Origin of the sequence: Pengzhenrongella sicca, assembly GCF_017569225.1 — a bacterium.
Taxonomy (GTDB): Bacteria; Actinomycetota; Actinomycetes; order Actinomycetales; family Cellulomonadaceae; genus Pengzhenrongella; species Pengzhenrongella sicca.
In genome coordinates, this window is sequence record NZ_CP071868.1 from 4313568 (window position 1) to 4326286 (window position 12719).

General features: G+C 73.6%; 11 protein-coding genes. 4 read left to right on the plus strand and 7 right to left on the minus strand.

The window, feature by feature from the left end; translation table 11 throughout:
* Positions 1 to 168: 168 nt before the first annotated feature.
* From J4E96_RS19745 to pdhA, 4 genes are all read right to left on the minus strand, one after another.
* A complete protein-coding gene (locus J4E96_RS19745; protein ID WP_227423723.1) occupies positions 169 to 1668 on the minus strand; it encodes a methionine--tRNA ligase in 1500 nt (499 codons plus the stop codon).
* Between the two features lie 201 nt (positions 1669 to 1869).
* The gene (locus tag J4E96_RS19750) at positions 1870 to 3303 is read right to left on the minus strand and encodes a dihydrolipoamide acetyltransferase family protein (RefSeq protein ID WP_227423724.1); all 1434 of its coding nucleotides are present in this window, start codon (positions 3301 to 3303) and stop codon (positions 1870 to 1872) included.
* An 89-nt stretch (positions 3304 to 3392) separates the two neighbouring features.
* Positions 3393 to 4436, minus strand: a complete 1044-nt coding sequence (locus tag J4E96_RS19755; RefSeq protein WP_227423725.1) for an alpha-ketoacid dehydrogenase subunit beta — start codon at positions 4434 to 4436, stop codon at positions 3393 to 3395.
* Positions 4436 to 5623, minus strand: a complete 1188-nt coding sequence (gene pdhA, locus J4E96_RS19760; protein WP_406620480.1) for a pyruvate dehydrogenase (acetyl-transferring) E1 component subunit alpha — start codon at positions 5621 to 5623, stop codon at positions 4436 to 4438. The genes J4E96_RS19755 and pdhA overlap by 1 nt, the downstream gene beginning before the upstream one ends.
* Positions 5624 to 5943: 320 nt before the next feature.
* Between pdhA and J4E96_RS19765 the strand changes: the two genes are divergently transcribed.
* A complete protein-coding gene (locus tag J4E96_RS19765) occupies positions 5944 to 6621 on the plus strand; it encodes a hypothetical protein (protein WP_227423727.1) in 678 nt (225 codons plus the stop codon).
* Positions 6622 to 6679: 58 nt separating this feature from the next.
* Here J4E96_RS19765 and hisC read toward each other — a convergent pair whose 3' ends face one another.
* The gene (hisC, locus tag J4E96_RS19770) at positions 6680 to 7771 is read right to left on the minus strand and encodes a histidinol-phosphate transaminase (RefSeq protein ID WP_227423728.1); all 1092 of its coding nucleotides are present in this window, start codon (positions 7769 to 7771) and stop codon (positions 6680 to 6682) included.
* A gap of 59 nt (positions 7772 to 7830) precedes the next feature.
* Here hisC and J4E96_RS19775 point away from each other — a divergent pair, with 59 nt between their 5' ends.
* On the plus strand, positions 7831 to 8214 hold the full coding sequence (locus J4E96_RS19775; RefSeq protein WP_227423729.1) for a phage holin family protein: 384 nt from the start codon (positions 7831 to 7833) through the stop codon (positions 8212 to 8214).
* Here the strand turns inward: J4E96_RS19775 and J4E96_RS19780 are convergent.
* The gene (locus J4E96_RS19780) at positions 8189 to 9679 is read right to left on the minus strand and encodes a hypothetical protein (RefSeq protein WP_227423730.1); all 1491 of its coding nucleotides are present in this window, start codon (positions 9677 to 9679) and stop codon (positions 8189 to 8191) included. The genes J4E96_RS19775 and J4E96_RS19780 overlap by 26 nt on opposite strands.
* Positions 9680 to 9760: 81 nt before the next feature.
* A complete protein-coding gene (locus J4E96_RS19785) occupies positions 9761 to 10096 on the minus strand; it encodes a hypothetical protein (RefSeq protein ID WP_227423731.1) in 336 nt (111 codons plus the stop codon).
* 148 nt (positions 10097 to 10244) lie between these two features.
* On the opposite strand from J4E96_RS19785, the gene J4E96_RS19790 reads away from it, so the two are divergent.
* Together J4E96_RS19790 and purB are read left to right on the plus strand one after the other, a co-directional pair.
* Positions 10245 to 11213 carry an EamA family transporter gene (locus tag J4E96_RS19790; RefSeq protein WP_227423732.1) on the plus strand — a complete coding sequence of 323 codons (969 nt, stop codon included), beginning with the start codon at positions 10245 to 10247 and terminating at the stop codon, positions 11211 to 11213.
* Positions 11206 to 12690 carry an adenylosuccinate lyase gene (purB, locus tag J4E96_RS19795; RefSeq protein WP_227423733.1) on the plus strand — a complete coding sequence of 495 codons (1485 nt, stop codon included), beginning with the start codon at positions 11206 to 11208 and terminating at the stop codon, positions 12688 to 12690. The genes J4E96_RS19790 and purB overlap by 8 nt, the downstream gene beginning before the upstream one ends.
* Positions 12691 to 12719: the final 29 nt, after the last annotated feature.

Genomic DNA, 12719 nt, shown 5'->3' on the forward strand with positions numbered 1-12719 from the left:
AGCCTTTCACTGACATCGTCGTCAGCTGTCATCGCATCGGAGTGCGGGCGGTGTGTTCCCAGGCCTGCTGGCCGACGCCCAGGGCGCAACGCAGCGCCCTGATCCGCATGGTCACCCTCGATGGGGTGCACCTCAGGGAACCAGTGGCCGAGCGCCGCCCTCTGGGTACTAGGTCCCGGCGGAGGCAATGCGCGGGAAGGCCGGCGTCGGTTTCGTGACCGCGGCGGCCAGCTGGTCGGCCAGTCGGGCCGAGCCGTCCGGGACGAACGGCTCGAGCTCGGCGGCCGCGACCCGGCACAGGTCGAGGAGCGCGTCGATGACCGCCTCGAACCTGGCCGCTGCCGCGAGGTCGCCCGCGTCGGCCGCCGTGGCGAGCCGCCACGGCGCCTCGCTCTCGATGAATCGGTTGCCCGCCTCGGCCAGTCCTGCGATGGCCTCGCACGCCGCCCGGAAGTCGAAGCGCGCGAGCGCGCCGTCAACGATCGCGGGGAGGGCCGCCGCGGCCGCACGGAGGCTGGCTCCGACGCGGGTCGTGGCGGGCCGGTGCCACGCCCGGTCCCGGGCCGACAGGGTCAGGGTGCGAGAGGCGAGGTTTCCCAGGCAGTTGGCCAGGTCGCGGTTGTAGCAGGCGATGAGGCGCTCCGGCGTGAAGTCGGTCGTTCCGACCGGGGCCGGGTCGCGCAGTAACCACCACCGCAGGGCGTCCGCCCCGAAGGCGCCGACGACGGCGGCCGGGTCGGCGGCCTGGGCGCCGCTCTTGGCGATCTTGGCTCCGTTCACCGTGAGGTAGTCGTGCACCAGGACCCGGGTCGGCAGCGGCAGGCCGGCGGAGAGCAGGAACGCGACCCAGTACACGGCGTGGAACCGGGCGATGCCCTTGCCGATGACGTGGGTCCGCTCGACGTCGCCTGCCCACCACAGCTGGTAGTCGGCGTCGTCGCTGCCGTAGCCGAGGCCGGTGAGGTAGTTCGTGAGGGCGTCGAACCAGACGTAGACGACCTGGTCAGGGTCGCCGGGGACCGGGATGCCCCAGCCGCCGGCGCGAGTCGACGGGCGAGAGACGGACAGGTCGCGGACCTCGCCGGCGAGGAACCCGAGGACCTCGTTGCGGCGCTGCTGGGGCTCGACGGTCAGCCGGCCGTCCGTGATCAGCTCGACGATCGCGTCGCGGTAGCGGGAGAGCCGAAAGAACCAGTTGGTCTCGGTGACCTCCTGGACCGGCGCTCGGTGCTCCGCGCACAGGCCGTCGGTCAGCTCGTCCGGGGCGTAGAACTGCTCGCAGCCCGGGCAGTACAGGCCGGTGTAGTCCTGCTGGTCGAGGTCACCGGCCGCCCGGCAGGCCTCCCACAGCGCGACGACGCCCGGCGGGTGCCGCGGGTCGCTGCTCGTGCGCAGGAACGCGTCCGTTCGGACACCGAGGGCCGCCGCGAGGTCGACGAACCGGTCGGCGTTCACCGCGACCAGGTCGGCCACGGCCACCCCGGCGCTGGCCGCCGCGCTGACATTCTTGATCGCGTGGTCATCGGTGCCGGACTGGACGCGGACGTCCCCGCCGCGCAGTCGTCGATGCCGGGCGAGCACGTCGACCTGGACGAACTCGAGCGCGTGCCCCAGGTGGGGGCTGCCGTTCACGTACGGGATCGAGGTGGTGATGTACAGGCTGCTCATGGTGGCCTCCGGGGCGTGGTGTCGTGAAGACACCGGTGGCGGCGACGGGGACCAACGCAGCGAAGGCCCCCGCGGTGCGGGGGCCTTCTGCGTCACACGAACGCGCGAATCAAGCCCCCGGGTGGAGGCGCATCATCGTGGCGGCGCGCGTGACGTCCATGAACGCAGTATCGCCGCACCCGGGGCGGGTGATCAAGCGCATCAACCCCAGACGAGGGCCTGGGCCGGGTCCTCGAGCACCGCGGCGACGTCGGCCAGCAGGCGCGAGCCGAGCCCGCCGTCGACGAGGCGGTGGTCGAACGACAGCGCGAGCTGCGTGACCAGGCGCTTCTTGATCTTGCCCTTGTGCACCCACGGCTGTTCGCGGATCGCGCCGAACGCCAGGATCGCGGCCTCGCCCGGGTTGAGGATTGGGGTGCCCGTGTCGATGCCGAAAACGCCCACGTTGGTGATCGTGATCGTCCCGTCGGACATGTCCGCCGGGCTGGTCCGCCCCGCCCGAGCGGTCGCCGTGAGCGTCGCGATCTCCTGCGCGAGCTCCTTGAGCCCGAGCCGGTGCGCGTCCTTGATGTTCGGCACGACGAGGCCGCGGGGGGTCGACGCCGCGATGCCGAGGTTGATGTAGTGCTTGTAGACGATCTCCTGCGCGGACTCGTCCCAGCTCGCGTTGATCTCCGGGTGCCGGTGCACCGCGAGGAGCAGCGCCTTCGCCGTGATCAGCAGCGGCGTCACGCGGACGTCGGCAAACTCCTTGTCGGCGCGCAGCCGGGTCACGAGCTTCATCATCTTCGTGACGTCGATGGTGTGGAAGACGGTCACGTGCGGTGCCGTGAACGCGCTCGCGACCATCGCCTCGGCGGTCCGCTTGCGGACCGACTTCACTGGCACGCGCGTCTGGCGGCCGCCGGCCGAGACCTTGCCCGACGCGAGCCACGGCTGGTCGTCGCCGGCATAGGTGGCGAGGGCGCGCGCGGACCCCTGCGCGGACATCGCGAGCACGTCCTCGCGGGTGACGATCCCGCCCGGCCCTGTCGGGCTCACGCTGTCGAGGTCGACGCCGAGGTCGCGCGCGAGCTTGCGCACGGGCGGCTTGGCCAGGACCTGCGCGGACCGGTTCAAACGCACGGCGCCCGCGGAGGCGATCGCCGCCGACGGCGCGACGAGGGTCGGCACCCGACGCGGGCGGCGGGCGGTCGGCTGGCCCGCGACGCCGTACCCGACCAGGACGGCTCCGCTGGCCTCGTCGGCCGGCGCCGCGGGCACCGCCACGGCAGAAGCGACCGGCTCCGTCGCCGCCGGCACCGCGGGCGGCGCGCCGCCGCTGGCGGCCGGGGCAGCGTCTGTCGGGCCCGCGCCGGCCGGGGCCGCGCCGGTCGGGGCCGCGCCGGTCGGGTCGACGTCGAACACGATGATCGGCGTGCCGACCTCGACGGTCACCCCCGAGGCGACGAGCAGCTCTGTGACGACGCCGTCGAACGGGCTGGGCAGTTCGACGATCGACTTGGCCGTCTCGATCTCGACGATCGTCTGGTTCACCGTGACGGTGTCGCCGACGACGACGTGCCACGCGACGATCTCGGCCTCGGTGAGACCCTCGCCCGCGTCGGGAAGGCGGAACTGCTCGAACGTCGGCACAAGGGCTCCCAGTACAGCGGTCAGAATTGAAGCGTCGGGCGGGCGGGCGGGGACGGTCCGGTCGAACGATCCCCGTCGGTCGGCCCCGGTCAGTAGGCCATCGCGCGGTCCACGGCGTCGAGGATGCGGTCGAGTCCCGGCAGGTACGTGGCCTCGAGCTTGTTGACCGGGTAGGGCGTGTGGAAGCCCCCGACCCGCAGCACTGGCGCCTCGAGCTCGTAGAAGCAGGCCTCCGTGACCCTCGCCGCGATCTCGCCGCCCGTGCCGTAGAACACCGGCGCCTCGTGCACCACGACGCAGCGGCCCGTCCTGCGCACCGAGGCGATCAGGGTCTCGGCGTCGAGCGGGGAGATCGAGCGCAGGTCGACGACCTCGACGCTGACCCCCGCGGCCGCGGCCGACTCGGCCGCCTTGAGCGCCGTCGAGACGGTCGCGCCGTAGGCGGCGATCGTGAGGTCGGTACCGGCGCGCGCGACCCGCGCCCGGTCGAGCGCGACGACGCCCGCGGGGTCGGTCGCGACGCCGTCGGCCAGGGCGCTCGCGACGGCGTCGGCGGTGACGGTGATCGCCACGTCGACCTCGCCCTTGTCCCAGTACCGCGCCTTCGGCTCGAAGAAGAGCACCGGGTCCGGGGACGCGACGGCCTGCTGGATCATCACGAACGCGTCGGCCGGGGACGCGGGCGAGACCACGCGCAGGCCCGCGGTGTGCGCAAACAGCACCTCGGGTGACTCGCTGTGGTGCTCGATCGCGCCGATCGCGCCACCGTAGGGGACCCGGATGACCACGGGTGCGCTCAGGCGGCCGCGGGAGCGGTAGCTCAGCTTGGCGAGCTGCGTCGTGATCTGGTTGAACGCCGGGAAGATGAACCCGTCGAACTGGATCTCGAGCACCGGTCGGTACCCGCGCAGCGCGAGCCCGATCGCGGTACCGACGATGCCGGACTCCGCGAGCGGGGTGTCCACGACTCGATCCGCGCCGAAGTCCTTCTGCAGGCCGTCGGTGACGCGGAACACGCCGCCGAGGGTCCCGATGTCCTCGCCCATGAGGATGACCTTCGGGTCCGTCTCCAGCGTGCGCCGCAGCCCGGCGTTGATCGCCTTGGAGAACGTCATCCGTTCCGTCGTGCCCATCAGTGGCTTCCTCCCTCGGCCGCCGCGCCGTCCAGGAACGACGCCTCGTACTCGGCGAGCCAGGCCCGCTCGGAGTCCACGATCGCATGCGGTGCCCCGTAGACGTGGTCGAACATCGTCCCCGTCGGGGGGCGGCCCAGACCCTTGACGGTGGCCCGGACCCGCTCGGCGAGCGCCGTCGCGTCCGCCTCGAGCTCGGCCGCGAACGCGGGCGAGAGCTCGCCGGCACCCTCGAGAAGCAGGCGCATCCGCTCGATCGGGTCGCGCTGGCGCCAGTACTCGTCCTCGGCCGCCGACCGGTACCGCGTCGGGTCGTCGGACGTGGTGTGCGCGCCCATCCGGTAGGTGAACGCCTCGATGAACGTCGGCCCGCCGCCGGACCGCGCGCGCTCGAGCGCCTGGGCCGTGACCGCGTACGTCGCGAGCACGTCGTTGCCGTCGACCCGCACGTTCGGGATACCGAAGCCGTCCCCGCGCCGGGCAAGCGGGATGCGCGCCTGCTTCGTGGTGGGCTCCGAGATCGCCCACTGGTTGTTCTGGCAGAAGAAGACGATCGGCGCGTTGTTCACCGCCGCGAACACGAGCGACTCGTTCAGGTCGCCCTGCGAGGTGGCGCCGTCGCCGAAGTACACGACCACGGCCGCGTCACGCTCAGGGTCCCCCGAGCCGACCAGGCCGTCGCGCTGCAAGCCCATCGCGTACCCGGTCGCGTGCAGCGTGTGCGCCGCGATGACGAGCGTGTAGAGGTGGAAGTTGTGCTCGGCCGGGTCCCAGCCGCCGCCGTGCTCCACCCCGCGGAACAGCCGCAGGATGTCGGCGAGGTCGACCCCGCGGGTGTGCGCGACGCCGTGCTCGCGGTAGGACGGGAAGACGTAGTCGTTCGGGCGCAGCGCGCGCCCCGACCCGATCTGGGCCGCCTCCTGGCCCAGGCTCTGGACCCACAGCCCGAGCTCGCCCTGTCGCTGCAGCGACGTCGCTTCGTTGTCGAAGCGACGCACGAGCACCATGTCGCGGTAGAGCCCCCGCCGGGCGGCGGCGTCGAGGTGGGCGATGCGGGGCGTGTAGTCGGGATGGGCCAGCAGCTGCCCACCGGGGGTGAGGAGCTGGACCAGGTCGACATCTGTTGCGTGACCAGTGGGGCTCACGTCGTGTCTCCTTCGCGCGGGCGGCGCCGAAGCGCACAGCATGCGGTCCATACGAACCTACGTCAGCGTAGGCTACGGATGCGTAGGTTCGCATCCGCCTCGGCCCAGTGTGATCGCCTGGCCCACCGCGGCGCCAGCGGCGCGCCGCGCAGGGCGCCGCGCCCGATGCAGGCGTCGCGGTCCGAATTGATGGGCTCTGCCGCGAATAGGCTGGTTTATGCGCAATAAATGGCGCGATCCAACTCACACTAGCGTTTTCTGTGCACGGCTATAGCGCTTTCTGTGCGCCGGCTATAGCATTTGATGTGCGTCAGCGCCGACGCCCATCGCTTGTTCTTCTTTCCTCGAGAGGCGCCACCCCAATGAACCGATTGCTTCCCAGCGCAGCTGCGATCCTCGCGGTCGCTTTCGTCCTGACCGGCTGCTCGGGGTCGGACGAGGAGCCGGCCGCGACGGAGTCGGCCACCGCCGAGGCCAGCAAGCCGGCGCCGGAGAAGGCGGAGGAGACCGAGGAGGCCACCGCCGCCGAGGAGCCGGCCGCGGCCGCAACCGGGCTGTCCGAGCCGGGCACCAAGGCCGGCATCGGCGAGGCCCTGACCTACGAGTTCACCGGTTCCGACGACATCACGGCCGTCGTGAGCACGAAGCTCGTCTCGGTCGAGCCGGCATCGGCCGACGAGGCCGCGTTCCTGCTGGAGCAGATCCCCGCGCTCAAGGGGTACAAGATCACGCTGATCCGCCTGGAGCAGACCAAGGTCTCCGGCGGCGCGGTCGCCTACAGCGCCGACTACACGTCGTTCTCCCCCGTCGACACCGAGGGTGAGGCCGCTCAGGAAGTGACGATGATCGGCTGGGACGTGTGCGAGTCGAACTCGTTCCCGACGGAGTTCGACGAGAGCGCCGGAATGGTCACGCAGTGCCTGGTCGGCGCCTCGGTCGAAGGCGGCAATGACATTGCTGGCGCCATGTGGGACGGCGGCTACGCCGACCCGAACCCCTACGACAAGTACCAGGGCAAGCCGCTGCTGTTCATGAAGTAGCAGCCGCTGCTGTTCATGGAGTAGCCCAGCTGTTCATGACGTAGCCCAGCGTCGCGGCCTACCGGCCGCTGGTGAGCCAGTCGTGGGCGACCTCGAGCGCGAGGTCGTTCGCCTCGGGCTCGCCGACGCTGACGCGGACGCCGTCGCCGGCGAACGGGCGAACCAGGACCCCCGCCCGGGTCGCGGCGGCGGCGAACGCGTCGGCGTGGTCACCGAGCGGCAACCACACGAAGTTCGCCTGGCTGTCCGGGACGGTCCAGCCCTGCGCCCGCAGCGCTGCGAGCATCCGTACCCGCTCGGCGACGATCGCGTCGACGCGGTCGAGCAGCTCGCCGCGGGCCGCCAGCGACGCGAGCGCCGCCACCTGGGCGAGGTGGGACACGGAGAACGGGGTCGTCGCCGCGCGGATGCCCTGGGCGAGACCCGGCTCCGCGAGCGCGTACCCGACGCGCAGCCCGGCGAGCCCGTAGGCCTTCGAGAAGGTCCGCAGCACGACGACGTTCGCGAACTCCGCGAGCAGCCCGAGCGCGTCGGGTGCCTCGGGGTCGCGGACGAACTCGACGTAGGCCTCGTCGAGCACGACGAGCACGTGGGGCGGAACGGCCGCGAGGAACGTCGCCAGCTCGGCGGCGCGCACGGCGGGGCCCGTCGGGTTGTTCGGCGTGCACACGAGAACGGCGCGCGTGCGCGGGCCGATCGCCGCGGCCATGGCAACCAGGTCCAGCCGGCCGTCGACCGCCAGCGGCACCCGGGTCGCCGCGGCGCCGGTCAGGGCGACCGCGATCGGGTACGCCTCGAACGACCGCCAGGGGATGACGACGTCGTCGCCCTCGCCGCAGACCGCCGTGAGCACGTGCCCGAGCACGGCGACCGAGCCGCACCCCACGACGACCGAGCTCGCCTCGAGCCCGAGCGACGCCGCGACCGCCGCGGTGAGCTCGCTCGCGTGCATGTCCGGGTACCGGTTCACGTCGCTGGCGCCGTCCACGATCGCCGCGACGACCGACGGCAGCGGCGGGTACGGGTTCTCGTTGGAGGACAGCTTGAACGCGGCGGCGCCGACCTGGACGCGGGCGCCCGGGACGTAGGCGGGCAGCCCGGCGATGGCAGGACGGAGCGGGACGCGGGGGTCAGTCACGGCGCTCAGCATGCCACCGAGCCAGCACCGGACCCACAGACATTCGCGCGGCGAGGTGCGAGGATCGCCGCATGGGATTCGTGCTGAGAGTGATCATCAACGGCATCGCGATCTGGTTCGCCACGCTGCTGCTGTCGGGGCTGGAGATCGTCGGCGGTGCCGACACGGCGCAGCAGATCGGCATCATCGCGCTGATCGCGCTCGTGTTCGGGATCATCAACGCGATCGTCAAACCGGTCGTCGTGCTGATCTCGCTGCCGATCTACATCCTCACGCTCGGGTTGTTCACGCTCGTGGTGAACGCCCTCATGCTGATGCTCACGGCCTGGATCACCGAGCAGACGGACTGGGGCCTGCGCGTGGACAGCTTCGGGACGGCCGTCATCGGCGCCCTCATCATCTCGATCGTGAGCTTCGTCCTGAGCGTCCTCACGGGCGCGAACCGGGACCGCTGACCCGCAGCGCGTCGCCCGGCACCAGCCGGGTGCCGGTGAACTCCCACCTGCGCGCGGGCGTCCCCGGGGTTCCGAGCACCCGATCGGCCGCCGCCTCCCACGCGCGCACCGAGGCAGCGCCGGCCGTCGACGCCGCGCCTGCCGTGCGCACGTAGGCACCGATCCGGTGCGCGGCCGCCGGGTCGCGCGCCGCCAGCCGATCGGCCGGGTCGGCCGACGCGGCCAGGTCGCGGATCGCGGTCGTCCGGGTCGACACCGCCGGCGCCGGGGTGCCGTCGAGCGCGGGCACGAGGTCCTGCCGGTGTTCCAGGTGCAGCACGGGGATCCCGGCAGGCGTGGCCTGGCTGCCGGCGGGCGACCCGGCCGTCAGCACCGCCTCGACGCGGTACCGGTCCCGGAACGCGTCGTCGCCCGCGAGCGCCATCGCCACCATCCCGCCCTGGCTGTGCCCGGCGAGCAGCACGCGCTCGCCCCGGCCGACCCCGGCCTGCGCGAGCGCCCGCAGCACGAGCTGCGTGCCGTCGTCGGCCACCCCGGCCATCAGGCGCACGTTCGTGGCCATGTCCATCGGGTTGCTGCCCCACCCGAACGCGCCCGTCTGCATGCCCGGGATCGCGACCACCCAGGTGAGCTGCCCGTCGGCCTGCTCGATCCGCTCGATCCCGACGGTGCCCGCGGTCCCGCCGGCGGCCGGGTACAGGGCGCCGAGGTCGCGGAGCACGTCGGCCGCCGACGTCGGGGCGGGGCGCCCGGAGGCAGCGCCGAGCCGCGCGGTGACCAGCAGCGGGCGCTGGCCCAGCGCCGGCAGGACGACCGACGCCGCCGACGCCGCGGCGGTGGCCGTTCGGGCGACGTCGGGGACCGCCGCGGCGCTGGCGCCCTGCCAGCCCGGGGCGGCACCCCGCAGGACCCCGCCGGCGAACGCCATCAGCTCCTGCGCAGGCAACGCGACCACGACCTCGCGCGGGCTCGGCAGGCCCCCGCCGCGCAGCAGCCGCCACCCGAGCGCGAGCGCGCCGAGCCGGAACGTGACGTGCGCGAGCAGCGCCGCCTCGAGCGCGGCCGCCGCGGGCCGGTCGGCCACCGCCGTGCCGATGCCGGACAGCAGCAGCCGCATCGCCGCGCCCACCCGGTCCTCGGCCTGGCCGTACAGGTCGGCCGCGGCGTGGAGCCCGCGCCCGAGGTCCCGCGCGCGCTCGGACGCCGCCCGCAAGGAGCCCGGCCCCGCCCGCAGGTCGGCGAGCGCGGCGAGCGCGACCTGCGCCGAGGCCGGGGAGTCGCCCGCGCCGAGGCGTACCGCCCGCGTCCCGGCGTCGACCTGCTCCGCCGCGTCGGCCAGGTGCTCGGCCGCGCGCTCCAGGGCGCGCGCGGCGCCACGGAGCTCGGCCAGGTCGGCGTAGGCCGGGCCGGCGCCGCCCCGGATCGTGAAGCCGCTCGGCGGCGGTGGTTCCCCGTCGCCGCTCACCCGGCGCCGCCGTTCATGGGACGCCGCGGTTCACTGGAGGCCGCGGTTCACTGGGCGACGCCGTGCACTGGACGACGCCGTTCACTGGAGGCCGCCGAGCAGCCACGCGCGCGCCTGGGCCTCGATCGCCCGCCGCTCGGCGTCCCGCGCGAGCGTGACCTCGACGTCGTGCCGGGCCGCCAGCCCGTGCGCGGCCGCCAGGCGGCCCTCGGCCCGGCGGACGCCGTCGGCTGCCTCGGCCAGCACCGCGCGGTACCGGACGGACGCCGGGGTCGACCACGCGACGCCGTCGGCCGCGACGAGCCCCCGCCGCGCCGCCGTCACCGCGTCCGCCGCCCGCTCGATCGCCGCCGCCGCGCTCGGCCCACCGGATTCCGGGCTCGGCCTCGGCGCCCATCCCACCGGATCCCAGGTCATGCCGGCACCGTAGGCGCCGCATCGTCGGCGCACCGCGGCGCGCCGTCCCCACTGTGCACGCACCCGCCGCGCGGCCGGCCGGGGGGTGGGTGAGCAGCGCGCGAGACGGCGTTCGCCGGCCCGCGCCGCCGGCGATACTGTCTCGTCCGTGCCCACGCCAGCGCCCCGGCCCGCGTCGCTCGGCGTCCTCGCGGTCGCCGTCGCCTCCCTGCTCTTCGCCGTCAACGGCACGGTCGCCAAGCTCGCGATGCAGGCGGGGCTGAGCCCGACGCGCCTCGTCGAGCTCCGCTCGGTCGGCTCGGCGGTGATCCTCATGACCGTCGCGCTCGTCGTGCTCCGCGGGCGGATGCGGCTGCGCCGGCACGAGCTGGCCGTGATGGCGGTGCTCGGCATCGTCGGCATGGCCCTGGTCCAGTGGTGTTACCTCGTGGCGATCTCGCGGCTACCCGTCGGGCTCGCGCTGCTGATCGAGTACACCGCGCCGCTGCTCGTGGCCCTGTGGGTGCGGTTCGTGCGCGGCGAGGCCGTGCGCCCCCGCGTGTGGTGGGCGCTGCTGGCCTGCCTGGGCGGCCTGACGCTCGTCGCGCAGGTGCGCCCGGGGATCGTGCTCGACGCCGTCGGCCTCGCGGCGGCGGGTGGCGCCGCGATCTGCCTGGCCACGTACTACCTGCTCGGGGAGCGGCTGGTCGCGAACCGCGACCCCGTGTCGACCCAGGCCTGGTCGCTCGCCTTCGCGGGCATCTTCTGGCTCGTCCTGCAGCCGGCCTGGACCTTCGACGCCGCCATCCTTGGCGACGACGTCGCGTTGCCCGGCGCGCTCGCCGGCTCGGCCCCGCTGTGGCTGCTCGTCGCCTGGATCGTGGTGCTCGGCACGGTGGTGCCGTACACGCTCGTGCTCGCCGGGCTCACGGTGATCGGTGCCGCGCGCACCGGCCTGATCGGGATGATCGAGCCGGTCGCCGCGGCGGCCGCCGCGTGGCTCGTGCTGGGCGAGACGATGTCGGGCGTGCAGCTCGTCGGCGCCGCGGTGGTGCTCGCCGGCGTCGCGATGGCCGAGACCGCGCGGCGAGCGCCCGAGGCGGTAGGGGCGATCGTGGGACCATGGGGCCGTGCCTGAGACCGCCGTGCCCCCGTCCACCCGCCCTGCGAGCCCCGCCGCGACGCCCGGCCGGGTCACCCTCGCCGACGCCGTGCCGCCGATCGCCCTCGGCCCGCTCGACGGCCGCTACCGCGGGGCCGTCGCGCCGCTCGTGGATCACCTCAGCGAGGCCGCGCTCAACCGCGAGCGCCTGCACGTCGAGGTGGAGTGGCTGATCCACCTGACCGCGACGGGCGCGGTGCCCGGCGCGCCGACCCTGTCCGGGGCGGAACGGGACTACCTGCGGGCGGTCGTCGCGACGTTCGGCGCCGAGCAGGTCGCCGAGCTCGCCGCGATCGAGAAGGTCACGGTGCACGACGTCAAGGCCGTCGAGTACTTCCTCAAGGACCGCCTCGCCGCGGCGCCCGCGACGCTCGGGGCGGGCACCGTGCTGCCCGGCGCGAGCGAGCTCGTGCACTTCGCGTGCACGAGCGAGGACATCAACAACCTGTCCTACGCGCTGATGGTGCGCGGGGCGGTGCACGACGTCTGGCTGCCCGCCGCGCGCGCGCTCGTCAGCCAGCTCGCCGACCTGGCGCGCGAGCACCGCGACGCGGCGCTGCTCGCGCGCACCCACGGCCAGCCGGCGACGCCGACGACCCTCGGCAAGGAGATCGCCGTCCTCGCCGCGCGCCTCGACCGCCAGCTGCGCCGGATCGAGCGGGCCGAGTACCTCGGCAAGCTCAACGGCGCGACCGGGACGTATGGCGCGCACTTCGCGGCGGTGCCCGGCACCGACTGGCAGGCCGTCTCGCGCGGCTTCGTCGAGGGCCTCGGGCTCACCTGGAACCCGCTCACCACGCAGATCGAGTCGCACGACTGGCAGGCCGAGCTCTACAGCGACGTCGCCCGGTTCAACCGCGTGCTGCACAACCTCGCCACCGACATGTGGACCTACATCTCGATGGGCGTGTTCATCCAGACCCCGGTGCCCGGCGCCACGGGGTCGTCGACCATGCCGCACAAGGTCAACCCGATCCGGTTCGAGAACGCCGAGGCCAACCTCGAGCTGTCGAGCGCGCTGCTCGACACGCTCGCGTCGACCCTGGTGACCAGCCGCCTGCAGCGCGACCTCACCGACTCCACGACCCAGCGCAACATCGGCCCGGCGTTCGCCCACTCGCTGCTCGCGATCGACAACGTGCGCCGCGGGCTCGGCGGCCTGCACGTCGACCACGAGGTGCTCGCGCGCGACCTCGACGCCAACTGGGAGGTGCTCGGCGAGCCCATCCAGTCGGCCATGCGCGCGGCCTCGGTCGCCGGGGTGACCGGCATGGAGAACCCGTACGAGCGGCTCAAGGAGCTCACGCGGGGCAAGCGCCTCGGCGCCGCCGACATCGCCGAGTTCATCGCGGGCCTCGGCCTGCCCGCCGACGTCGCGGCGCGCCTCGCGCTGCTCACCCCGGCGACGTACACGGGCCTCGCAGCGGACCTGGTCGACCACCTCGAGGTCTGATCGTCACCGCGGCCGGTCGAGGTAGTCCG

Coding starts and splice junctions, on each gene's coding strand:
- J4E96_RS19745 (WP_227423723.1), bottom strand. CDS start 1,668: ATGAGCAGCCTGTACATCACCACCTCGATCCCGTACGTGAACGGCAGC.
- J4E96_RS19775 (WP_227423729.1), top strand. CDS start 7,831: ATGGGATTCGTGCTGAGAGTGATCATCAACGGCATCGCGATCTGGTTC.
- J4E96_RS19755 (WP_227423725.1), bottom strand. CDS start 4,436: ATGGGCACGACGGAACGGATGACGTTCTCCAAGGCGATCAACGCCGGG.
- J4E96_RS19765 (WP_227423727.1), top strand. CDS start 5,944: ATGAACCGATTGCTTCCCAGCGCAGCTGCGATCCTCGCGGTCGCTTTC.
- J4E96_RS19785 (WP_227423731.1), bottom strand. CDS start 10,096: ATGACCTGGGATCCGGTGGGATGGGCGCCGAGGCCGAGCCCGGAATCC.
- hisC (WP_227423728.1), bottom strand. CDS start 7,771: ATGCTGAGCGCCGTGACTGACCCCCGCGTCCCGCTCCGTCCTGCCATC.
- pdhA (WP_406620480.1), bottom strand. CDS start 5,623: ATGCTGTGCGCTTCGGCGCCGCCCGCGCGAAGGAGACACGACGTGAGC.